Consider the following 21,992-nt stretch of genomic DNA (forward strand, 5'->3'; position numbering starts at 1 on the left):
TTCAACCCGCTAGGGGCGGGTGTCGGACACCGGAATTCACGAGCAGGGGGCACATGGCCAAGGAAGCGCGCGGCGATTTCTATCCGGTACCGATCGTCGACCAGAACACGCGACCGGGCGCGGTCACCCGGCTTATCATTTTCATCGTCGTTCTGACTGGGGCCGCGATCATCTTCGGCCTCTTCCGCGAGCGCCTCGGTGATCCTTTCCTGCTCGGCATGCTCGGCGTGCTGGCGATGATCGGTGTCGGCTTCCTGTTCGCCACGGCGATCGGCTTCGTGCAGATCACGCCACGCTCGACAGGCGATGAACTGTCGAAGGCATTCGTTGATTCGATGTCGCAGGGCCTTCTGGTGACGGATACCAAGGGCCGTGTCGTCTACGCCAATCGATCTTATGCCGACATGACCGGAGCGTCGTCGGCGGCCGACCTGAAGACGGTCGAGGGCTTGCTCTCGGATGTTCCCGAAGCCTCCGTGACGATTTATCGTCTGGCGTCCGGCCTGCGCGACGGCCAGCCGGGTGATGGCGAGTTTCGGCTCGCGCAGTCCATTCGGCCAGGCGCCGAGCCGGGCGCCCGCTGGTACCGGGCCCGCGCCCGCACCTTCAGCGTGCCGGGTCAGCGGCTGCCGATGCTGGCCTGGCAACTTGCCGACATTTCGCAGGAGCGGGCCGAGCAGGAGCGCTTCTTCCTCGACCTGCAGAAGGCGATCGATCACCTCGACCACGCGCCGGCCGGCTTCTTTTCGGCCGACCAGGATGGCCGCGTCACCTACATCAACGCCACGCTTGCCGAATGGTTGGGTATCGACCTCACCAGCTTCACGCCCGGCTCCGTCACCTTGCCGGAGATCGTAGCCGGCGATGGCATGGCACTGGTCCGCTCGGTCAAGGCCGATCCGGGCACCACGCGCAACGCAGTCCTCGATCTCGATCTGACGACAACGAAAGGCGAGGCGCTGCCGGTACGCTTCATGCATCGCGTTTCAGCCAGCCGCGAAGGTGTCAACGGCCCGACGCGCACGATCGTGCTCAACCGCACGCAAGGCGAGGATGCCTCCGCCGATCTTCGCGCCTCCGAGGTCCGCTTCACCCGTTTCTTCAATTCGACGCCGATGGCCATTGCCGCTGTCGACAAGAGCGGGCGCATCCTGCGCACCAACGCGCCGTTCCTGTCGCTGTTTTCCTCCGTCGTCGATGGGGACGCGGTCGATCGCCGCGTGCGGCTGGACACGGTGATCCACGAGCGCGACCGGCCGGCCTTTGCCTCCGCTTTCGAAAAGGCCCGGCAGCGACAGGCCGACATCGAGCCGATCGACACCTTGTTGCCCGGCAATGATGAACGGCACATTCGTTTCTACGTCAATGCCGTCGCCGACGGGACCGGCGGCGAGGGCGCCGAGGAGTCGGCCATCGTCTACGCCGTCGAGACCACGGAGCAGAAGGCACTCGAAGGCCAGATGGCGCAAAGCCAGAAGATGCAGGCGGTCGGCCAACTTGCCGGCGGCATCGCGCACGACTTCAACAATGTGCTCACCGCCATCATCATGGCCTCGGACCTGCTGTTGACCAACCACCGCCCGTCGGACCCATCCTTCCCCGACATCATGAACATCAAGCAGAATGCCAACCGGGCAGCCTCGCTGGTGCGGCAACTGCTGGCGTTCTCGCGCAAGCAGACGCTGCGGCCCGAGGTGCTCAACCTGACCGACGTGCTCGCCGACCTCAGGATGTTGCTGGCCCGTCTTGTCGGCAATGACATCAAGCTGAAGGTCGACCATGGCCGCGACCTGTGGCCGGTCAAGGTCGATATCGGGCAGTTTGAACAGGTGGTGGTCAACCTTGCGGTCAACGCCCGCGACGCGATGCCGGCCGGCGGCGATCTCACCGTGCGCACCCGCAATGTGACCGCCGAGGAATGCAAGGCCTTTTCCTACCGCGAACTCACTGCGGCCGACTATGTCGTGGTCGAAGTCGAGGATACCGGCAGCGGCATCGCGCCCGACGTGCTGAAAAAGATCTTCGAGCCCTTCTTCACCACCAAGGAAGTCGGCAAGGGCACCGGCCTTGGCCTGTCGATGGTCTACGGCATCATCAAGCAGACCGGCGGCTTCATCTTCTGCGATTCCGAGGTCGGCAAAGGGTCGACTTTCCGCATTTTCCTGCCGCGCCACATCGCGGAAGTGAGGAAAGCGGGCGAGCCCGGCGATGTGCCGGCGGTGCCGGCGAAGGTTGTCGATACGGCCAAGGATCTGTCAGGCTCCGCCACGGTGCTGCTCGTCGAGGACGAGGACGCCGTGCGCATGGGCGGCATGCGGGCGCTGGTGTCGCGCGGCTATACCGTGCACGAGGCATCCTCGGGCGTCGAGGCGCTGGAAGTGTTCGAGGCGCTGGGCGGCAAGGTCGACATCGTCGTGTCCGACGTGGTGATGCCGGAGATGGACGGGCCGACGCTGCTTGGTGAACTGCGCAAGCGCCAGCCGGATATCAAGTTCGTCTTCGTGTCCGGCTATGCCGAGGACGCCTTCGCCAGGAACCTGCCGGCAGATGCGCATTTCGGCTTCCTGCCGAAGCCATTTTCGCTCAAGCAGCTGGCAACGATCGTCAAGGACGTGCTGGAATCCTAGGTGCTTCTGATGCTCTGCCCTTGCGTAATGCCGTGCCAACGCCATGATTGTGGGTGAAACGGCACGCGGGCTTGGGAGAGCAGCGGTTGACGCCACATATCGAGGCAGACAAGGGCGACTATGCTAGTACGGTGTTGCTGCCGGGCGACCCGCAACGCGCCGAGTGGATGGCGGAAACATTCCTGGAAGCGCCGCGCTGCATCAATCGCCGGCGGGGCGCGCTTGGCTTTACCGGATTGTTTTGCGGCAAACCGGTCAGCATTCAGGCGACGGGCATCGGCGTCTCCTCGTTTCTGATCTATGCGCATGAGCTGCTGGATTTTTATGGTGCCCGGACATTGATCCGCACCGGTACCTGCGGCGGCCTGACCGCCAAGACAAAACTGCGCAGCCTTGTCATCTCGCAATCAGCACGAGCCGAAAGCGCCCAAAGCGGTCAGGTTTTCGGCCTTTATGAAGCCGCTGCCGGCCCGGATCCGGCGCTGCTTGCCCGCGCCTTGGCCAAGGCGGCCGAATTTGGCATCGACCCCCACGCAGGCCTGACGGTTTGCAGCGATATCTTCTATCATCCGGAAGGCCGCGCCCGCTTTGTCGAAGCGCAGGCAGCCGGAGCTCTGGCCGTGGATATGGAAACCGCCGCGCTTTATCGCATCGCGGCTTATTTCGGCGCCCGGGCGCTGTCGATCCTGACCGTGGTCGACAATATCGTCACCGGTGAACAAACCGACTATTCCGAACGCCAGGCGCTCTTCACCGATATGAGCCGGCTGGCGTTCGCTGTCGTTGCAGAGAGCTAAAGTGCGGACTTACGGCAGCAGTTCCTTGCGTGTGGCTGCCACGTCGTCGGATGAGATCTCCGGAGCTGAATTGCCCCAGCTAGCGCGCACGTAGGTTAATACGTCGGCGATCTGCTGGTCTTTCAGGCGCCAGGCCAAAGAGGGCATGGCGGGCGTTGTCGGCGCATCCGCCGTGTGCACGGCCTGACTTCCGGCGAGGACGAGCCGGGCCAACGTTTCAGGATTGCCCTGCGCGACGATTGAGTTGCCGGCGAGGGCCGGGAAGAGCACTCCCGATCCGGCACCATCGCCACCATGGCAAGCCGAACAATTGTCACGGTAGATTGCTTCGCCCGCGACCATCCGTGTTTGGGCAGGCTTTGCCGGCTGGGTGGTGCCGGCGTCCGAGTTCAGGCCCTTGAGGTAGACGGCGACGGCTTTCAGATCTGAATCGGTCATTTTCGAGGTAGAGTTCTCGATGGCCTCAGCCATGGGACCCGATGCGATCGAATGCGCGTTGACGCCGGTCCTGAGGTATTTGACCAGATCCTCTTCGGACCATTTCCCAAGACCCGTTTGTGCATTGTTGGTGATGTCCGGGGCGAACCAGCCCTGCAGGGATGCGCCCTGCAGGAAACCGCTATCCTCGTCGGCTCCAAGGAAGGATTTGGGCGTATGGCAGGTGCCGCAGTGACCGGGGCCCTGGACAATATAGGCTCCGCGATTCCAGTCGGCCGGCTTGGAGGGATCGGGCTTGAAGGTTGCTTCGGTGAAGTTGAGGGCATTCCAACCCAACATCGCCAGCCGAATGTTCAGCGGGAATGGCAGCTGATTGGCCTCGACCTTGTTCGAAACCGGCTCAACGGTTGTCAGATAGGCCCACAGGTCGGCGATATCCTGCTCGTTCATCTTGGTATAGGCCGGATAGGGCATGGCGGGGTAGAGCCGCACGCCATTGTGGCCAATGCCGATTTTCATCGCGTTGCGGAAGTCGGTCTCCGACCAATTGCCGATGCCCGTCTGACTGTCGGGGGTTATGTTGGGCGCCACAAGCGTGCCGAAGGGTGTCTCGAGCGCCAGTCCGCCGGCCAGAGGCTTGCCACCGGGTTGAGTGTGACAACCCGCGCAGTCGCCGAGCACGGCCTGATACTGTCCGCGTATGATCTGGTCGGCCTGGTCGGCACCCGCGGCCGGGCCGATAGCGAGCGCCGCAACGCCAACGGCGAGTGTGAGAATGAGCTTCTTCATGCTTGCACCAATCGTGCCCCCGGATTGCGCAGATATTGGTTGCGGATGGCATCGGCGGCGCGAAAGGCCAGGGCGCCGACCGTGCCTGTCGGGTTCTTGCCGGCGTTCTGCGGGAAGGCCGAGGCGCCAACGACAAAGACGTTGGGGACATCCCAGCTTTGCAGGAACGTGTTGACCGCGCTTTTCTTCGGGTCCGTTCCCATGATGGCGCCGCCCGTATTGTGGGTGCTCTGATAGGGAACGCTATCCCAGCCCTTCTTGCGGCGGCTGACGCTGTATTGCTTGCCTCCCAGCGTCTTGGCGATTTCCTCCATCCGGTCGCTCACATAGGTCGACATCCGGATATCGTTGTCGGGAAAATCGAACGTCATGCGCATCAGCGGCCGGCCGAAACGATCCTTGTAGGTCGGGTCGAGATCGAGATAGTTGTTGCGCGTCGCGTAGCTGCTTCCCTGGGACGAGTAGGCAAGCGTGCTCTTGTAGCCCTCGACCGTCGCCTTCTTCCAGGCGCTGCCCCATTTCGGTGTGCCGGGCAGGGTCGGTCTGGTCCCGATCGGGCGCCCATTGGTGGGTATGCAGTTGATGCCCGCGCCGCCGACGAAATCCAGTGCGCCATGATCGAAAGCGTCACCATTGTAATCGTCGATTGTCTGGCCGAGCGCCCCTGCCGCGATGAACGGATTGAAGTTCTTGTCGTCAAAGAACACCTGCACGCCGGCATTGGTCTGATAGCAGTAGTTGCGTCCGATCGTTCCTTCGCCGCTGGTCGGGTCGTAGATCTTTCCGATGCCCGACAGCATCATCAACCGGGCATTGTGCAGGCCGTAGGCACACAGCAGCACGAGATCGGCGGGCTGGAAGTACTCCTGCCCCGAGGTGTCGACATAAGTCACGCCGCGCGCCGACTTGCCTCCGGCGGCGAGATCGACATGCAGTACTTCGCTGTCGGTCCGGACCTCGAAATTGGCCTTCTTCATCAGGACGGGAAGGATGGTGGTCTGGGCGCTTGACTTGGAATAGTTGGCGCAGCCAAAACGTTCGCAGAACCCGCAATAGGTGCATTGACCCATGGAGATGCCCAGCGGGTTCACGTAGTTTCGCGACATGTTGGCGGATGGTGTGGGGAAAGGGTGCAATCCCATCGATCGGCAGACCTCGGCGAACAGGGTCGGCGCGTAGGTCATCTCCATCGGCGGGTTCGGATAATCCCGGGACCGCGGATCCTCGAACGGATTGCCGCCTTCCTGAAGCTTCCCCTTGATGTTGCCGGCCTTGCCCGAAATCCCGGCCAGGTATTCGAACCTGTCGTAGTAGGGCTCCATTTCGGCACCTGTCACGCCCCAGTCCTCGACCTGGAGATCGGCTATTCTCGACGCGCCGTATTTCCTGGTGAGATTGGTCCTTATCTGAAAGTCCGAATCCCAGAATCGCCAAGTGTGGCCATTCCAGTGCACACCTGCACCCCCGACACCGTTGCCGGGTAGAAAGGAGCCGAAATCGCGCATCGGCAGCGCCATCTGCGACGGGTCGTTGCGGACGGTCATGGTCTCAACGGCCGGCTGCAGAAAGAGGTCGCGCCGAACGCCGTAGCGCAGTTCATCCTGGACATACCCGATGTTGAAATCGGTTGCCGTGTCGCGCCATGGACCGCGCTCGATGGCCAGCACGTCCAGGCCATGATCCGTCAATTCGTGGGCAAGGATAGCTCCTGTCCAGCCGAGGCCGACGATCACGACGTCTTTGCGAGGCAGTATCGTTGTCATGGTCAGGCGCCTTTCCTGAGCCACTCAGGGCGCCCGAAGATCGAGACAGGCGGCTGCGGGTATGGCTGGTTGTGTTTGCTGACGTGATCCCGATAGTCATAGCGCGCACCCGGAAAACCGAGCATGCGCCACGAAACCATGTCCTTGTTGCCGCCATAGACCGGGTCGGCAAAGAACCCTTCCATCGTGTTCTGCAGCAGAAGCGCGAAGAAGCCTGGGGCTTTGACACCATTCGGCAGGTCGACCTTTCCGGCTTCCATCGCCGTCAGGAATGCATCCTGGTCCGCAGGCTGAAGCTGAACGAATGTCTTGCCATCCCGTTGCTTCAGGAAAGCGTCGATCGCGGCGAGGCCAGTGCGGTAGCGCTGGGCGGGATTTGCCTCGCCCTGATAACCTTGCGTGGGCAACCCCGGCAGGAATGGCCCTTGAGTATAAAGCCGGCTCGATGTCCCGAACGCACCCATCAATTGCCTGTCGATATAGATGGCGCAACCGGCTTCTTTGCCACCCATGCTGAGGTCATCGGCGGGAATGATACGGTCGACAATGGCCTCGACGAGCGCGGCTTCCTGTGGCGTGAAAAACTGCCAGCCCTCGGGCAAGACCTGCGTTGGCGGATCGGCTGCGAATGGCGCCCAGGGCAGAGAGCCCGAGAAGGATCGCGCAAAGCCCGCCGATGTCGCGGTTGCGGTAAACATTGCGACTGAAGAGAGGAAAAGACGCCGATTCATTCGGATGGGGTTGCGATGGCTCATTTTAGGAACCTTGAAAGTAAGCAGAAGCACTCGGGAAGTGACGCCCAAGTAAACATGACAAATACAGTTAAGTTTAAGCCGCACTCATCGAATATCGGTAAACTGCGAGATGAAAATGGTCCCGTCAACCACATCACAAAATCGTTAGTGCGATCCGCTTTGCTGTAGATCGGGCTAATAAATGGCTGACGGGCCTTGCTCCGAGGCCCGAGTGGAAGATCACTTATCTGGCTAGGTCGCGGTCAGCGAAGCTGCCGCAGTCGCCTTCCACACCGGAGGGCTACCGGCCAACACTTTCGCGGAGCAGGGTTTCGGTCGGCCGTGTGCCAACCGGGCCGCATCCTTGCCGGGGATGCGCCATCGGGCGCCTGGGCGGCCGGCCGTCCCTGAAATGGGCTGCGGCGTCGTGGCCTTGTCGAGTATCCCGGCGTCTTCGGCCGGATGCTGGACCGATAGAAACAGCGTCGTGCCATCAGGCATGTGAAGCGCCGGCCGTGGCGTCGACCCGATGCGAGCGGATGACGCGGCCAGCGCTAGGCGGCTTGCCGCTTCGGCGCCATCTGCTCCTCCATGCCCGGCCGATGGCCGCGCAGATAAAGGGCACAGGTGGTGCGCAGCATCGACGCGAAGTTTGGAATGGCGCCATTGATCTCGATGGCTTCGTCATAGAGCTTCGAGATGAATTTCGGCGTCGTCAGCCCCTGGCTTTCGGCAATCTCGTCAAGCAGTGCCCAAAATGTGGCCTCGAGCTGAATGCTGGTCGAATGCCCGTCAATGCGGATCGACCGGTTGATCTGGCGATAGCCTTCGGGGTCCTGGCCCGCAAATACCCTGCACATCCGACAAACCTCCCATGATTGTTGGTTTTGGGTGGACGCGCCGCACTGCTCGTCCCCAATGGTACTTTCAGGCAAAAATGCCGTTACGGCAATCGGACTTTCGTCCCTGATGGGGCGGGCGGGACATTTCACGGGCCTGGGCGTGGTAACCGGCTGCCACCATCTTTTGCCCGCGCCGCTCATAATCGCTTCCGTTCACCACGGCGGAGACTGATTTGGCAAAGGCGATCCACAGCATGATCCGGGTTCTCGAGGAGGCCCGATCCGTCGACTTCTACAGACATGCCTTCGGGCTCGATGTCGCCGACAGGCTGGACTTCGAGACATTCACGCTCATTTATCTCAGCAACGCCGAGACAGGGTTCGAGGTCGAACTGACAGTGAACAAGGGGCGGCGGGAGCCCTATGTGCTTGGCGACGGCTACGGCCACCTCGCGGTCTCGGTCGTCGATCTCGACAGCGAACATGATCGCCTCGGCGCGCTTGGCCTCAACCCCAAAAAGATCGTCGAGTTCAACCACGACGGTTCGCTGATCGCCCGCTTCTTCTTCATCGAGGACCCCGACGGCTACAAGATCGAGGTTCTGCAACGCGAAGGTCGTTTCAAATAGGAGACATCGCGGCCGCACCGGGAGGCGCGGCGCCAGCAACGGCACTCTCAACGGGTGCAAATAGCAAGCAGGGAGGAATACATGGTCACGATCTATGACGGGAAGCCTGGACTTTCACGTCGTGAGCTTCTCAAACGCAGTGGCATCGGCGCTTTGCTCGTCATTTCGGGCAGCGCCGTCATCAGCCCCGAACATGCCTGGGGGCTCGAGACATCGGCTCTCAAGCCCGAAACGATGGCGACGCTGATCCAGATGGCGCGCGACATCTATCCGCACGATCAGGTTCCCGACAAATACTATGCCATTGCCGTGAAAGCCCATGACGAGCAGGCCGGCAAGGACGCCGCCCACAAGGCGATGATCGAAGACGGCATCGCCGATCTCGACAAGAAGTCGGGCGAGGGAGGCTACCGGGCCCTTGGCTGGGAAGACCAGCGCCTCGCGGTGTTGAAGCAGATCGAGGCGACGCCATTCTTCCAGGCCATCCGTGGCGGCCTCGTCGTCGGTCTCTACAACCAGAAAGAGGTATGGCCGATCTTCGGCTACGAGGGCGAGTCCTATTCCAAGGGCGGCTATATCGCGCGCGGTTTCAACGACATCGAGTGGCTCTGAGCCCCTTCGTCCCGAGACCCCGCAAACAGAAAATCATGGGAGGAAACCATGGCAGCAGCATTTGATCTCAAAAACGACGGTGTGGTCGTCATCATCGGCTCGGGCGCCGGCGGCGGCACGCTCGGCAACGAACTTGCCCAGAAGGGTGTCGATGTCGTCATCCTGGAGGCCGGCGCACGCCACGAATACGAGGACTTCATCAATGACGAGTGGGATTCCTTCACCCAACTCGCCTGGAAGGACAAACGCACCACGTCGGGCGACTGGCGTGTGGCCAAGGATTTCCCAAACCTGCCGGCCTGGATCGTCAAGTCGGTCGGCGGCTCGACCACGCACTGGGCCGGGGCTTCGCTGCGCTTCCAGGAGCATGAGTTCAAGACGCTCTCGACCTATGGCAAACTGGAGGGCGCGAACCTGCTCGACTGGCCGATCACGCTGGCCGAGATGGAGCCCTACTACGCCAAGGCCGAAGCCAAGATGGGCGTGACCGGCACCAACGACTGGCCGAGACTGCCGGGCAACAACAACTTCAAGGTGCTGAAGGCGGGCGCCGACAAGCTCGGCTACAAGGAATGCCATACCGGCAACATGGCGATAAACTCGGTCCAGCGCGACGACCGCAATTCCTGCCAGCAGACAGGGTTCTGCTTCCAGGGCTGCAAATGGGGCGCCAAATGGTCGACGCTCTACACCGAGATTCCCAAAGGCGAGGCGACAGGGCATCTCGAGGTCAGGCCGAACGCAATGGCGATCAAGATCAACCATGACGCTAGCGGCAAGGTGACCGGGGTCGTCTATGCCGACAAGGATGGCAAGCTGCAGGAACAGAAGGCCCGCATCGTCGCGGTTGCCGGCAACTCCATCGAGAGCCCGCGCCTGTTGCTGAATTCAGAATCAGCCAAGTTCCCGCACGGCCTCGCCAATTCGTCGGGGCAGGTGGGCAAGAACTACATGCGCCACACCACCGGCTCGGTCTATGCCATTTTCGACAAGCCGGTGCACATGTATCGCGGCACCACCATGGCCGGCATCATCCGCGACGAGGCGCGCCATGATCCGTCGCGCGGTTTCGTCGGCGGCTACGAGTTCGAGACGCTGTCGCTCGGCCTGCCGTTCATGGCGGCCTTCCTCGATCCGGGCGGCTGGGGCCGGTCGTTCACCACGGCGCTCGACCATTACGACCACATGGCCGGCCTGTGGATCGTCGGTGAGGACATGCCGCGCGCGGAGAACCGCATCACGCTGCATGCCGACATGAAGGACGAGCATGGCATGCCGATCGCCGACGTGCATTTCGACGATCATCCCAACGACACCGCGATGCGCAACCACGCCTACAAGCAGGCCTCGGCGCTTTATGCCGCGGTCGGCGCCACGCGCACCTTCCCGACGCCGCCCTATCCGTCGACCCACAATCTCGGCACCAACCGGATGAGCGAGAAAGCGGCCGACGGCGTCGTCAACAAGCATGGCCAAGCGCACGACATCAAGAACCTGTTCGTGTCCGACGGCAGCCAGTTCACCACGGGTGCCGCCGAAAACCCGACCTTGACGATCGTGTCGCTGGCGATCCGCCAGGCCGACTACATCGCCGCGCAGATGTCGGCCAAGACCATCTGAGCCGCCAGAACATCGACCCGCATCGGGTCGATGCGGAAGCCCAGCATCCTCCCAGACCGCTAAGCGGAACGCGCAACCCGCGTTCCGCTTTTTTGTGACCAGGCTGGGCGCTGACCTTGCGGCGGATGGGAATGGCTAAGACCCCGATGTCACGTCCATTTGGTATCCTTGGCTTAGCCGGACTACCACGTTTTGGTACGGTGCAAGGACACCGTCGATACCTTAATTCTTCCTTGTCCAGCTCCTGCACCGGCGTGCTCATCCTGTTCGCGCCGGAGGCGACGCAATGGCTTGCGCGGTAGTCCCAGCTCGCTCGCACGCTTATTGAGGGTCGCGTGGCTCCGCCGGCCGCGATGCACGGTGCCTCGACAAGGAGTTTGCATGACAAGCCTTGATTTTGGCCTTGTTACTCAGATCAGGCGTGCCAGCTTGGACGCCCGTCCAATGAGGATTGGGAGATCAGCCAGCAACATCCTGTTGGCATCGAATCCCGAAGCGTTAATCAGCTTAGGGCGCCTGGTCACGGCGCTATTTGCCGTTCTCGCTGTCTATCTTGACCCCACCCAGCCAGCGCCGTTCCTGGTTAAATCACAGGTAACCCTTGGCCTTTACGTAGTGTTCTCCCTGCTTCTGGTGATATTTCCGGTCCGAAAATCTCTCGACAGCCCGGTTCATCTCGGCGTTCACTTCATCGATGTAGCGATACTGGGCTTTCTCACTTTTTTGACGAACGAACTTTCAAGCCCCTTTTTTTCCTTCTCGCCGTTTATACTGCTTGCCATGACCCTGCGCTGGGGATTGAGGGGGGCTGTCATGGGCGCGGTCGCCCTGCAGGCCGTTCTGATCATTGTCGGCTTGCCCGATCTGGAAGACGGTCAGTCCGAGCTCAATGTATTTATCATGCGGTCGACCTATTTCATGGTTTCGGCCGCTATGCTTGGCTATCTCGGCGCCTATCGTGAACATCACCGGAAGCGTTTGGCGCAGCTTGCCCATTGGCCGTTCGATGCAATTACCGGCGATCGGCTGTCATGGCTGCGCGGCCTTTTCAATCACGCGGCCGCGGTGATGGGTGACCCCGGCCTGTTGGTCGTTTGGCGGGATCAGGAGGAAGATACCGGCAGCGTCGCCTATTGGCGGCAGGGCGATCTGCGGCTGATCGACGTTCGGGACGCGACTTTCTGGAACCAGCACGATCCGGAACCGCCGATGTTCAATCTCGACCGAGGCGGAATCCCAAGAGTCAGCGCCGACGAAGTGGCTGGAATTTTCCGCGACCTGCCGGAGTTGGGGGCGGAAGTTCGCACGCCATTCAAATATACCTGCTCGGCGGCATTCTCCAGCGTGCGGTACCGCGGGCGGGTTTTCGTCATCGATCCGGCCTGTCATCCGGACGAATGCGGTTCACTCACTGAAATCATCGCCATGAGATTCAGATCGGAACTAGGGCGTCTGGCGCTGATGCAGCAAACAACCGAAGCGGCGCGCGCCGAAGAGCGCGCACGGCTCGCGCGCGACCTGCATGACAGTATCCTGCAGGATCTCACGGCCGCCAGCCTGAAACTCAAGCTCATCGCCAAATCCGTTCCCAAGGAACCCAAGGCGAATGTGGTCGACGTGAATACGCTTGTCTTCAATTTGCAACAGCGCATCCGGCAATATGTTGATGACCAGCGTCCAGACCGCCAGAACGATGAGGCGCCGCTCTACCAGGCATTACCCGGCCTGGCCGAACTCCTGAGGGAGCAATGGGATTGCCGAATCGAGGCTACTCTTGATCCGCCGAACCTCGAAGTTCCAAGATCCATGCAGCACGAAATCATGCAGCTTGTCTCGGAAGCCACCGCCAACGCCGTCAAGCACGGCAAGGCGACGCAAGTGCGGATTGAACTTGTTCGTGCCGATTGCGGCGTTGAGATCAAGATTTCCGATAACGGATCGGGACTAGGAACTGATGTCGAACCGAAACGGCCCTCATCGCTGTGTTCGCGGGTTAGCGGGCTCAAGGGCAACCTGACGATCTGCGGCGCGTCGCCGGGACTTAGCCTGCGCATTGCATTGCCCCTGGGCCAGGTGGCGCGGTGATGTATTCCGTAGTCCTTGCCGATGACCATCCCTTGCTGCTTCGCGGATTGCAGGGCCTGCTGAAAACAGCGCCGGATTTCAACGTGTTGGCGGCAACGGCGAGCGGGGCGCAAGCGCTGTCGCTCATTAGCGATCTCCGCCCCGATCTGGCCGTGCTTGATGTTTCCATGCCGGATGTTGGTGGACTGGAGATCCAGCGAACCGTTTCCAAAAGGCGGTTACCGGTCAAGATGATTTTCCTCACCGCGTCTCTGACGGGCCGCCAGATTGCGGACGCAATATCAATGGGGGCGTGGGGCATCCTCTTGAAGGAATATGCCCCCGAAGCACTCCTGGATTGCATGCGGCAGGTCGCAGGCGGAGAGAAGTGGCTGCCGCAGGAGCTCGTGCTCAGGGCAACGAGCGCCGGGCCATCCGATAGCCCTCAAAAACTCGATCTGCTGACCGTGCGCGAAAGGGAGGTCGCGGTACAGATCTGCGGAGGATTGTCCAACCGGGCCATCGCACAGAAGCTGGGAACCACCGAAGGGACTATCGGCATTCATCTGAACAACATCTATCGCAAGCTGGATATCACCAACCGCACCACACTCGCCGCGCTCCATCTTCAATATACGGCAGGTCCGAATGGTTGATCAAACTGAGTTCAATCAGGGCCGCACAGGCAGAATAATCAGGGTTGGACTTGGCTTGATTGTCGGGGCGACGTTTGTCCTCTTTGCCATGCGCAATGTCCACTTTGCAGAGGTTGGTGCTATACTGCGCCGTGCGACTGTCGCGCCGCTCGTCCTTGCCGTCGTGGCCTTTGTCGCTGACTTTCTTCTGAGGGCAGTCCGGTTCTGGATGATGCTGCAATCGACGACCGGTCGCCGCTTGCCGTTGCGATTGATGATCGGCCCCTTTATCGCCAGCTTTGGCATGAGCGATGTTCTTCCCCTGCGGGTAGGGGATGGTTTTCGTGTTTTATGGTTTAGCCGTCAGTTCGATATTCCGGCGGGGACAATTATCGGCACGATGATCGTCGAGCGCATTCTCGATCTTGTCACCATCGTCCTGTTGGGCGGGATGTCGCTGGCGCTGGTTGACCTCACTGCTCCACCCGCATTGGTGTGGAATTTCCAGCTTTTGCTCGCCATCGCGCTTGCCGGCGGATTGGGGATGCTATTTGCCCCAGCGCTTTCTTGCCGCTTGCTCGAAAAACTGTTCCGGCAAATCAACTTTGGTCCCATCGTTATTCTGATCGCTGCGTTGCGGGCCGCATCGGAGGCTGTCGCGCAAATCAGCTCCTGGCGCCGGCTGAGCATGCTCACCGTCATGTCATTTGCTTTGTGGCTTTTGGAAAGTGGCGTTTTTCTAGGTGTTTGGGTCAGCCTCGGCGGATCAACCGATGCCTTGTTGAAACCGTCTCTGGCCTTCGCCCTCAGCACGCTCGGCACACTCGTGCCCAGTCTCCCCGGGCATTTTGGCCCGTTTGAATTTTTTGGTCTTCAGGCCTTTAGACTTGCCGGAGTGGACACCTCAATGGCTGCGGCCGTCGTGCTGCTGGCGCATCTTATTCTGTGGGCGCCGACGGCGCTCTTTGGAATCAGCTGGCTGCTGTCGGCGGCGATGCACAAACCGGACGCGTCCAGCAAAATCCAGAGCTCGGTCTGATCCGCATCGAGCAGGGAAGGGGCCCCACGGAACCCCGGCTCACCCCTACAATATCACTCAGTTAAATCGGCTTTCAATGGCGTGCGTCGCATTGCGATGGGCAATGGCCATGACGGTGCCCTGAGGATTGACGACAGTCGGCCCGCACAAGAGGGACGCGTCAGCGATGTAAAGGCCGTCCGTATCGCGCAGGCGGCCGAACGAATCCGTCGCGCAAATGGCCTCGTTTCCTCCCATCGGACATGAGGAGAACACATGCACGGAGGTCACGCTGCCATCGCTTCCGGCAAAGGTGGCGGGAAGATTGCGGACGTCTTCCATGGAGCGGAGCACCGGATAGCCCTGGACGCTGGGATAGATGGCGACAGCGCCGGCTGAAAACAGTGCCTCGGCCAGTCGTTTCAGGCCATCTGCCAGTTTTCTGAGATCCGCCTCATTTTGCCAAACCCTCACCAACGGATCGCGAAAAAATGGCAGGTTGCGTACCGTCGCCTTTCCGCTCGCCGCCTGAACGTAATATATGCCCATGCGACGCCAATGCCTGTCGATTTCAGCGAAGTGGTTGGCATGATTTACCATTGCGAGGCCGAGCATCGGCCGTTTGCTGATGGAGCATCCCATACCAAAGGAAGGCTCGAATTCCCTGATCTGATGAACCGGGTCGGGATCGCCCGGATTGTTCACATCCTCATCAAACTGCGCGACGACTTTCAGCATTGGATGGAAATACAGGGAGTTGCCAATATTTCGGGTCAAACCGGATCGGCGCAGAAGGGCTGGCGTCTGAACCGCGCCGCAGGCCACGAAAATCCGGTCGGCGGAAATTTCTATCGGCCGTGGCGGGCCGTCTGCCGGCGCGTGCAGCGCCTTCACGTGCCATTTGCCACCTGAGCGTGTTAGTCGGGTCGCACGTGTGTCAGCGATCAAACGGCCACCTGCTTCGAGAAATCGCGGAACGAAGGTTTCCGACATGGATTGTTTTCGGCCTGATCTTCCCATGCTGCTGTACCGGTACAAACGTGGCGCCTCGGTCACTTGCCAGCCGAGACGGGCAGCCCCGTCACGCAACCTCGTCGAGATAGGGGGCAACTCGCCGGGAAGATATTCGATCTTGGCGGTGTTCTCGCAGGCAATGAAATGGGGCATGAGCCGGTCGAGAGACAAATCATCGACCTTGAAGACGGCGGCCCACTGGTCGAGGAGGTATTCCGGCGCACGGTGATAGAGCCCACGATTGATCTCGCTGCCGCCCCCGACGCACCGACCTTCGACATAGGCAATTTTTGACGGGCCAAGCGCTATGCAGATACCGGCATTCCGATATTTGAGAAGCAGTTCCTCCTTTGAAAAAGGTGGGGCCGACTGAAGCGACAGATTTTGGCCTTCTTCGACCAGAAGCACTGACTTGCCCCCTTCCGCGCACAAGGTCGCGGTCACCGCGCCGCCGGGTCCGGACCCGATCACCACAATGTCGGCCGTCATTTGGCTCGTGACAGGCTCAGTTATGATGTGCCCCACGTTCCACGTCCTGCTCGTAGAGGTCAGAATAGAGCCCAAAGAAGGTCAAAGTCCGGTAAAAGGAGATTAGCGCGGGCCGGATCTGCAGACGTGAATGCTGCCAACGCCTCAACTGATCCATGCGTTGGTCAGGGCTCAGTAGATGAAATGGCTTTCCAACCACCGGATAAGACCAGGCATCGAATACGACGGTCAAGATACGGAAGGCCAGACGCAGGTAATCCGGCATGCTTGCATGCGTCGCCAGTACATAGGCCTCGATGGTTCCAGCGTTTTCGGGATTTTCTGGCGCGGGCAGTTCCTGCCGGATCAAGGTATCGACTATGGCCCGGACACTTTTTTCAAAACTCGGAAGCCTGAATGCACCGCTTTTCTCCAGCGATGGCAAAACCGGTTGAAACAGCGCGTCGTGATACGACTGGAAAGTCCCGCATCTCGGGTCCGTGCGCCTGGATCTTATGATGGCAGGCATGCCGACACGGTTTGCCACCGCCCAATCGCGGTCGAAGCGGTCACCGACCATCAGCGAACGGGTGGCATCCACACCGGCCGCACCGAGTATCTTGTGCAGCCCGGCGGGGTCGGGTTTCATCCTTCGCACGTCGCTGTCCGAGGCGCTGACCACAAAGTCCGCCTTGAGCGCCAGGGCCTTGAGCTTTTCGGCGGCAGGATAGTCGGAATATACCGCAATCGTGCGACCTGAGCGGCGCAGAGCATCAAAAAGTCCTTCAACCCCAGAATAGCGGCAAGCGCCGAGATGGGCGAGCGGGCGTCGCTCGATCCATTCTTGGACAACCTCGCGAACATAGACCACGGAACAGCCGCATCGCATCGCCGTGTCTTCGAATTGGCGGTCCACGAAATCGGTCAGCACTTGCTCCGCCAGCGCTTCCCTGCATTGCCGGAATGTGCGCAGAACACTCAAAGTCTTGAGGCTTCTCGCCCGCACGGCATCGTGCAGCAAATTCAGCGCCATGCGTGTTCTGAGACGCCGCTGGTCATAGAGGGTCCCGTCCAGGTCGAAGACCACGAGGTCGATATTGTTCCAGACGATCGACTGGTCGGGTTGTTTCATTGCATGTCGACGGGTTTGAAGTTGGGTGCCGACAGGTCGTAAAGCCACGGCAAATCGACGAACGACAAGATGAATATCGCCATCACCGCCAGGATCAGCGACGCCAGCAGCCGGCGCGACCGAAACATTCTTTCAGGACGCTGCGCGATGGAGTTCTTCAACAAGGAAAGCCACAGGTAGGACGTGAACAGGATCGCGATAAAGGGCAGAGCCAATATGTATTCGAGCCGGTATTTGGTCAGGAAAACCGCAATGAAAAATGCTGACATCATGGCGTAGAGAAAGCAGGAGACCGTCAGGTTCTCTGCCGTGTAGAAACGGAACGATCGGCGGTAGCGCTGTAGCAAATCCTTGTTCCCGCTGTTGGCAATGTCGCGGTATTCGGAAAGCCGCTTTGCCCCCATAAGGAAGGCGCCGGCAGCCCAATACCCTAAAAGCAGGCTGCTGGGTGGGAGTGCGGCGTGGTCAATCATCGTCCAGCCAAGCGTCAGTCTGATGGGATTGTTCACGGACTCCGAAATCACATCCAGATAAGGCAAGTCCTTCGATCGAATGGGCTTCACGTTGTAGATCAGCCCCGAAATCAGAAAGACAACGGAGGCCAGGAAAAACGATGTTCCGACCGTAGCGGCGAGCAGAAGACCGACCGACGCAAAAAGGAGATACTCGAGATAAACCAGATGCGGTGACAGCGACCTCAGCACGGCGCTGCGAGTGCGTTTGGTTGGATGAAAGGCGTCGAATTCTCGGTCGAGCCATTCATTCAGGACGTAGTTCGCTGAGGCGATGGCAATCGCGCTCAGGAACCCAGCGGCGATTGCCAGCGCCGCACGATCCATGGGCGGCTCACGCAAGGCATAGGCTATGATGATCCCCGGCAGGATGAAGACATGCTTGGTCGCATGGTCGAAGCGGGCAATTGCCAGATATTGCTTAAGGCTTGCCCGGGGCGGGGAGATCGCGGCAGCCGGTTCAAATCCATCCGCATACATGTGGTTGCCCTCCGGTTGCCGGTGCCCGCAACACGACCTCGCTGTTACCTGGTCGTTTTTGGCATCGCATAGATACGGCCATCCGCCTCGGTTGCGACGGTGACGAGCGAGAGACGCTGTTTCAGTTCAGCTTCGCTGACGAGATAGAAACGCCAGTCGATGGCGTCGAAGATCGCTACATAGGAATGCTCTTTGGTCAGATCGTCGCGCAGCGTTTGCAGCTGTCTCTCGTACGGATTGGCTGGGTTGTCGCGGCCCGTTCGCAACTGTATGCGTTCCGGAAGGAAATGGGATTCTCGTCTCAGCACATAGGCGACGACGTCGGCGCCATTGCTGTAGATCGATGCATCCGCCGGCAGTTGTCGCAGCGCCTGCATTGTCGGGGAGTTCACCCATTCGCGGCTGGCATAGCCGATCCCTGAACGATACGCCTCGGACGATCGCACGGCCGTGCGGACCACGTGGCCGCCGAACACCAGAAGGGCGAAGCAGACAAGCCCGTAGTGGAGCAGCTTCACAAGCCCCTTGGCGTCGCCGACATGGGCTAGGACGATGGTGATCATCAAAGCGGTGGTCACGTACACCGGAAAGGCGTAGCGGCCACTCAAAGACAGGTTCGCCTCGACCGAGGTCGAAAGAACCATGAAGCCCAGGTAGAAGAAGAAAAACAGCCCGAAAAGGGTGGGCAGCAGAGCGTCGGCGACCTTGGCCTGCCCTGCGTGCCGACGCGGTTCACGGGCATGAAGGAAGGTCAGGTAGGCGGCGGCGGCTGCAAAAGCGCTAAGCAGGACAACGCGGGCCACGAATGGCACCTCGTCGGGCAGCAGCCATGCCGTCATTGCCCCAAGGCTTTTCAGCCACTCGCTGGCCCCCATATTGCCGTAGAACCAGAGCGCGCGACCAATGGAACGGTCGGCGATGATCTCACTCATCACCGCCCAGCAGAGGAAGATCGCCGTGCTCACCACCGCGAAAATAGTGGCGTCGACGAAGCGGCGGGACAGCGTGTGCCGAGGATTGAGAAGAAGGCATATCGCAATCGCCGCGCCAAGCGGCGGCGCGGTAAAGCGCACCAGCGTCGTAAGGCCGAGCAGGACCGCGCTTGCCTTCAGCCATGTCCTGTCGTCGGTCTCGAAATAGCGCAACAGCGCAAGCACGGTGACCAGGAGGAAAAACAGGAACGGCGGTTCCGACATCGCGAGCGAGTGAAGCGTCACGAACTGAGGGGCAAGCGTGATGATCGCGGTCCCCGCGGCAGCGTAGACATATTTCCCGCTGGCGCGCACCAGCAGATGCCAGATCAGGATCGTGTTCGCACAGACGAAGAACAGGCCGATGGCTTTTGCTCCGGCTGACGGGTCGACCCCGGTCGCGGAAATCCCCATCAGCAGCCATGCATAGAGCGGCGCATCGTAGGGCCGTTCGCTGATCCCCATATAACGCAAGCTGTCGGGATAGATTCCGATGCCGTGGCGGGTGTTGATCAGGAATAGAACAAGGGAAGCCAGCGAAAAGAAAGCCATTCCGGCCCAATAGAGCCGGCTCGCCAGACCGATATCCGATGTCCAGCGGCTCTCGGTCGAATTGAGGATGTAACCATCCATGTCCAGGCCCCCATCGCAGACTCTGCGTGCCGCCTTCAGGCGATGCCTCGAAAGACGCGCTTGATGTTTTTGGCTACAAAGCGAACGGCAGCATCGCTCAATCCTCGAGAGAGAATGTCGTCCAGCGCCGCGATGAGCTTGTCGATCTGCTCTTCCCGCACCACAAAGGGCGGCATGAAATGCAGGATGTCCCGCGCGCCCGGCTGGAAATGCACCAGTATGTCGTGGCGGTCGTAAAGCTCGCGGACGAGGGCGCCGATCAACACTGTCTGATAGGTCTGGAACAGTGGATTTTTGTCGATGTCGACCAGCTTTTCCGCCAGATCCTGATGAAAGTTCAAACGGATCGCCTGAAACATTCCACGTCCGCGCACATCGAGAACGTGCCTCGGGTGTTTTGCCTTCAGCCGGTGAAGACCATTGGAGAGATAGCCCCCCATCCTCTCGGCGTTCTCGATAAGTCTTTCGTCTTGCAGGATATTCAGCGTCTCGATCGCGACGGCGCAGCTTTCGCCAAGCCCGCTGAAGCTGGAACTGTGAAGGTTGCAGTCCTGTTTGTTGCCGTAAGCCCGATCAAACAATAGTTGGGAGGTGACCATGGCAGCCACTTCCCGCTTGCCGCCGCCCAGGGTCTTGGCAAGCGTCACGATGTCGGGAACGGCTCCTTCATGCTGGAAAGCACAGAACCTGCCGCTTCGTCCCATGCCGACCTTTACTTCGTCGAAAATGGACAGGATATCGTTGTCCCGGCAATGCTCCACGAACTGCGTCAAATAACCGGCAGGGGGGATTTCGCAGGAGGTACCACGAATTGTCTCGACGATCGCGGCTATAATGGAATTGCCGCCGCTACCATCCGTCTCCGCGCGGATCGCCTCTCGCAGTGAATCGATGTCGCCATACCTGGCATAAATGACGTTTTCCTTTGGCACGCCCAAAAGGAACCCGGATTGCACGTCCGTCGCGGTCGTCAGGGATAGCGCGCCATGGGTTTTGCCGTGAAACGCGCCCTGCATGCAGAGAAATTTCTTCTTGCCTTTGGGGGTCTGCACGCGTTCGCTCAGTTTCATCGCCGCTTCATTCGCTTCGGCGCCCGAGACTGCGAGAAACGAGACCGCTAGTGGCGCGGGCAGGAAACGCGACAGGTTATACGCAAGAGCGCCCTGCAATTTGTGAGGCGCGATTTTGATGCAGTCGACGATCTTGCGCTCATGGCATTTGCGCTCCGCCTCTATAATGCGCGGATGGTTGTGACCGAGCCCAAGGACACCGAGGCCAGCGGAAAAGTCGAGGAGCGTACGGCCGTCATTCAGCCAGATCTCGACGCCCTGCGCGCCCCTCATGTCCATATCCTTCAGTCCAAGGATATCGAAGAGCTGGAGCATGTATTTATTCAAATGTTTTGCGTAAAGCTCATTGGCGGCTTTGCTGTCCAGGTCAAAGCACTGCTCAAGGGTTAGCAGTGACTTTTCATTGGTTTCTGAGCTTTTAGGCGACGCCGCGACGCGCATCATATTCAATTGCTGTACTCCCAAGCTCCAGCGATTGAATAATTCTTAACATGGGCGGCAACGCGCCGCTATTTAACGAATTATATATGTCAGGGCTTATAAACAGCCGGGTTCCGCGCAGTTCCGGACTTGTCGCCTTGTTAGTGCTTGGTGCAGGTCGAGGCGGTGAAGGCACCGTCCGGTTGCTTCATGATGATGTCGAAGGAGGGCGGGGTCTCGCCGTCAAGCGTGGCCTGGGTCAGCGAGATCGAGTTGCCGCCGGCGGTGTAGCCGCCCAACGGTCCCAGCCAGGAGATCACGCCGTTTGCATCCATCTGATAATTGTAAGCCTGCTGGGCGGTCCCAAAGGTGACCGGGCCGCTGTAGACGTTTCCCTTGATGGTGATGTCGCCGAGATTGAGGAACAGGCCGAGCAGGTAGACCTCGCAATGATAGGTGCCATCCGGCATCTTGCCATCGCTGAAGTCGGCTCGTGCGGTGCCGGTCGCCGCCGCAAGAAGCAATATGCCGATGAAAATGCGTGAAATTCTGGATGCCATGACGTGCTCGCTTGAGCGGCGAGCTTGCCCTATTTTTGCGCTGTGCCGCAACATTTGTTGTCTGCGGTGCCGCGCCTGACGATCAAAATGTAGGCACACGGTCAAATTGGGCGAAAATTAGGCAAAACCCTTGCGCGTTGCGCAAATTTCTCTCAATCAATTTT

At 60.0% G+C, this 21,992-nt stretch carries 19 protein-coding genes; 8 read left to right on the forward strand and 11 right to left on the reverse strand.

Annotated features, from left to right (window positions below):
- The first annotated feature begins 53 nt into the window (after nt 1-53).
- Entirely contained in the window at nt 54-2,627 is a 2,574-nt protein-coding gene (gene cckA, locus AC56QQ_RS17445) for a cell cycle histidine kinase CckA (RefSeq protein ID WP_497122803.1), read from the forward strand.
- 86 nt (nt 2,628-2,713) lie between these two features.
- A complete protein-coding gene (locus AC56QQ_RS17450) occupies nt 2,714-3,424 on the forward strand; it encodes a purine-nucleoside phosphorylase (protein ID WP_497122804.1) in 711 nt (236 codons plus the stop codon).
- Nucleotides 3,425-3,433: 9 nt separating this feature from the next.
- On the opposite strand, the gene AC56QQ_RS17455 is transcribed toward AC56QQ_RS17450, so the two are convergent.
- From AC56QQ_RS17455 to AC56QQ_RS17475, 5 genes are all read right to left on the reverse strand, one after another.
- Nucleotides 3,434-4,651: a c-type cytochrome gene (locus AC56QQ_RS17455; protein WP_497122805.1), complete on the reverse strand. Its 1,218-nt coding sequence runs from the start codon at nt 4,649-4,651 to the stop codon at nt 3,434-3,436.
- The gene (locus AC56QQ_RS17460) at nt 4,648-6,414 is read right to left on the reverse strand and encodes a GMC family oxidoreductase (protein ID WP_497122806.1); all 1,767 of its coding nucleotides are present in this window, start codon (nt 6,412-6,414) and stop codon (nt 4,648-4,650) included. The genes AC56QQ_RS17455 and AC56QQ_RS17460 overlap by 4 nt, the downstream gene beginning before the upstream one ends.
- Nucleotides 6,415-6,416: 2 nt before the next feature.
- Nucleotides 6,417-7,253, reverse strand: coding sequence for a gluconate 2-dehydrogenase subunit 3 family protein (locus AC56QQ_RS17465; RefSeq protein ID WP_497122807.1), 837 nt, complete (start codon nt 7,251-7,253; stop codon nt 6,417-6,419).
- A gap of 449 nt (nt 7,254-7,702) precedes the next feature.
- Nucleotides 7,703-8,008 (reverse strand): ribbon-helix-helix domain-containing protein, encoded by a 306-nt coding sequence (locus AC56QQ_RS17470; protein ID WP_091575035.1) that lies wholly within the window; start codon nt 8,006-8,008, stop codon nt 7,703-7,705.
- 67 nt (nt 8,009-8,075) lie between these two features.
- Nucleotides 8,076-8,246 carry a hypothetical protein gene (locus AC56QQ_RS17475; protein ID WP_489863717.1) on the reverse strand — a complete coding sequence of 57 codons (171 nt, stop codon included), beginning with the start codon at nt 8,244-8,246 and terminating at the stop codon, nt 8,076-8,078.
- Between AC56QQ_RS17475 and AC56QQ_RS17480 the strand changes: the two genes are divergently transcribed.
- The 6 genes from AC56QQ_RS17480 (at nt 8,224) to AC56QQ_RS17505 (ending at nt 14,589) form a co-directional block, all read left to right on the forward strand.
- Nucleotides 8,224-8,619: a VOC family protein gene (locus tag AC56QQ_RS17480; protein ID WP_497122808.1), complete on the forward strand. Its 396-nt coding sequence runs from the start codon at nt 8,224-8,226 to the stop codon at nt 8,617-8,619. The genes AC56QQ_RS17475 and AC56QQ_RS17480 overlap by 23 nt on opposite strands.
- A gap of 81 nt (nt 8,620-8,700) precedes the next feature.
- Complete coding sequence (locus AC56QQ_RS17485) at nt 8,701-9,231, forward strand: gluconate 2-dehydrogenase subunit 3 family protein (protein WP_497122809.1); 531 nt, start codon at nt 8,701-8,703, stop codon at nt 9,229-9,231.
- A 48-nt stretch (nt 9,232-9,279) separates the two neighbouring features.
- A complete protein-coding gene (locus tag AC56QQ_RS17490) occupies nt 9,280-10,851 on the forward strand; it encodes a GMC family oxidoreductase (RefSeq protein ID WP_497122810.1) in 1,572 nt (523 codons plus the stop codon).
- Nucleotides 10,852-11,232: 381 nt separating this feature from the next.
- Nucleotides 11,233-12,936 carry a sensor histidine kinase gene (locus AC56QQ_RS17495; RefSeq protein ID WP_497122811.1) on the forward strand — a complete coding sequence of 568 codons (1,704 nt, stop codon included), beginning with the start codon at nt 11,233-11,235 and terminating at the stop codon, nt 12,934-12,936.
- Entirely contained in the window at nt 12,936-13,571 is a 636-nt protein-coding gene (locus tag AC56QQ_RS17500) for a response regulator (protein ID WP_497122812.1), read from the forward strand. The genes AC56QQ_RS17495 and AC56QQ_RS17500 overlap by 1 nt, the downstream gene beginning before the upstream one ends.
- Nucleotides 13,564-14,589 (forward strand): lysylphosphatidylglycerol synthase transmembrane domain-containing protein, encoded by a 1,026-nt coding sequence (locus AC56QQ_RS17505; RefSeq protein ID WP_497122813.1) that lies wholly within the window; start codon nt 13,564-13,566, stop codon nt 14,587-14,589. The genes AC56QQ_RS17500 and AC56QQ_RS17505 overlap by 8 nt, the downstream gene beginning before the upstream one ends.
- A 57-nt stretch (nt 14,590-14,646) precedes the next feature.
- Here the strand turns inward: AC56QQ_RS17505 and AC56QQ_RS17510 are convergent, their stop codons facing one another.
- From AC56QQ_RS17510 to AC56QQ_RS17535, 6 genes are all read right to left on the reverse strand, one after another.
- Complete coding sequence (locus AC56QQ_RS17510; RefSeq protein WP_497122814.1) at nt 14,647-16,071, reverse strand: GMC family oxidoreductase N-terminal domain-containing protein; 1,425 nt, start codon at nt 16,069-16,071, stop codon at nt 14,647-14,649.
- A 16-nt stretch (nt 16,072-16,087) separates the two neighbouring features.
- Nucleotides 16,088-17,182, reverse strand: coding sequence for an HAD family hydrolase (locus tag AC56QQ_RS17515; RefSeq protein WP_497122815.1), 1,095 nt, complete (start codon nt 17,180-17,182; stop codon nt 16,088-16,090).
- Nucleotides 17,179-18,174: a UbiA family prenyltransferase gene (locus tag AC56QQ_RS17520; RefSeq protein WP_497122816.1), complete on the reverse strand. Its 996-nt coding sequence runs from the start codon at nt 18,172-18,174 to the stop codon at nt 17,179-17,181. Before AC56QQ_RS17520 ends, AC56QQ_RS17515 begins: the two co-directional genes overlap by 4 nt.
- Nucleotides 18,175-18,218: 44 nt before the next feature.
- Entirely contained in the window at nt 18,219-19,778 is a 1,560-nt protein-coding gene (locus AC56QQ_RS17525; RefSeq protein WP_497122817.1) for an ArnT family glycosyltransferase, read from the reverse strand.
- A gap of 35 nt (nt 19,779-19,813) precedes the next feature.
- Nucleotides 19,814-21,292: an aspartate aminotransferase family protein gene (locus tag AC56QQ_RS17530; RefSeq protein ID WP_497101023.1), complete on the reverse strand. Its 1,479-nt coding sequence runs from the start codon at nt 21,290-21,292 to the stop codon at nt 19,814-19,816.
- 137 nt (nt 21,293-21,429) lie between these two features.
- Nucleotides 21,430-21,828 (reverse strand): hypothetical protein, encoded by a 399-nt coding sequence (locus tag AC56QQ_RS17535; RefSeq protein WP_489861673.1) that lies wholly within the window; start codon nt 21,826-21,828, stop codon nt 21,430-21,432.
- Nucleotides 21,829-21,992 lie beyond the last annotated feature (164 nt).

It is taken from the genome of Mesorhizobium sp. RCAM 05099, from assembly GCF_059683685.1.

What these genes read in the sequence shown, in the direction of transcription:
- cckA (WP_497122803.1), top strand. Translation starts at nt 54, where the DNA reads ATGGCCAAGGAAGCGCGCGGCGATTTCTATCCGGTACCGATCGTCGAC.
- AC56QQ_RS17455 (WP_497122805.1), bottom strand. Translation starts at nt 4,651, where the DNA reads ATGAAGAAGCTCATTCTCACACTCGCCGTTGGCGTTGCGGCGCTCGCT.
- AC56QQ_RS17460 (WP_497122806.1), bottom strand. Translation starts at nt 6,414, where the DNA reads ATGACAACGATACTGCCTCGCAAAGACGTCGTGATCGTCGGCCTCGGC.
- AC56QQ_RS17470 (WP_091575035.1), bottom strand. Translation starts at nt 8,008, where the DNA reads ATGTGCAGGGTATTTGCGGGCCAGGACCCCGAAGGCTATCGCCAGATC.
- AC56QQ_RS17475 (WP_489863717.1), bottom strand. Translation starts at nt 8,246, where the DNA reads ATGCTGTGGATCGCCTTTGCCAAATCAGTCTCCGCCGTGGTGAACGGA.
- AC56QQ_RS17485 (WP_497122809.1), top strand. Translation starts at nt 8,701, where the DNA reads ATGGTCACGATCTATGACGGGAAGCCTGGACTTTCACGTCGTGAGCTT.
- AC56QQ_RS17490 (WP_497122810.1), top strand. Translation starts at nt 9,280, where the DNA reads ATGGCAGCAGCATTTGATCTCAAAAACGACGGTGTGGTCGTCATCATC.
- AC56QQ_RS17495 (WP_497122811.1), top strand. Translation starts at nt 11,233, where the DNA reads ATGACAAGCCTTGATTTTGGCCTTGTTACTCAGATCAGGCGTGCCAGC.
- AC56QQ_RS17500 (WP_497122812.1), top strand. Translation starts at nt 12,936, where the DNA reads ATGTATTCCGTAGTCCTTGCCGATGACCATCCCTTGCTGCTTCGCGGA.
- AC56QQ_RS17505 (WP_497122813.1), top strand. Translation starts at nt 13,564, where the DNA reads ATGGTTGATCAAACTGAGTTCAATCAGGGCCGCACAGGCAGAATAATC.
- AC56QQ_RS17510 (WP_497122814.1), bottom strand. Translation starts at nt 16,071, where the DNA reads ATGACGGCCGACATTGTGGTGATCGGGTCCGGACCCGGCGGCGCGGTG.
- AC56QQ_RS17515 (WP_497122815.1), bottom strand. Translation starts at nt 17,182, where the DNA reads ATGAAACAACCCGACCAGTCGATCGTCTGGAACAATATCGACCTCGTG.
- AC56QQ_RS17520 (WP_497122816.1), bottom strand. Translation starts at nt 18,174, where the DNA reads ATGTATGCGGATGGATTTGAACCGGCTGCCGCGATCTCCCCGCCCCGG.
- AC56QQ_RS17525 (WP_497122817.1), bottom strand. Translation starts at nt 19,778, where the DNA reads ATGGATGGTTACATCCTCAATTCGACCGAGAGCCGCTGGACATCGGAT.
- AC56QQ_RS17530 (WP_497101023.1), bottom strand. Translation starts at nt 21,292, where the DNA reads ATGATGCGCGTCGCGGCGTCGCCTAAAAGCTCAGAAACCAATGAAAAG.
- AC56QQ_RS17535 (WP_489861673.1), bottom strand. Translation starts at nt 21,828, where the DNA reads ATGGCATCCAGAATTTCACGCATTTTCATCGGCATATTGCTTCTTGCG.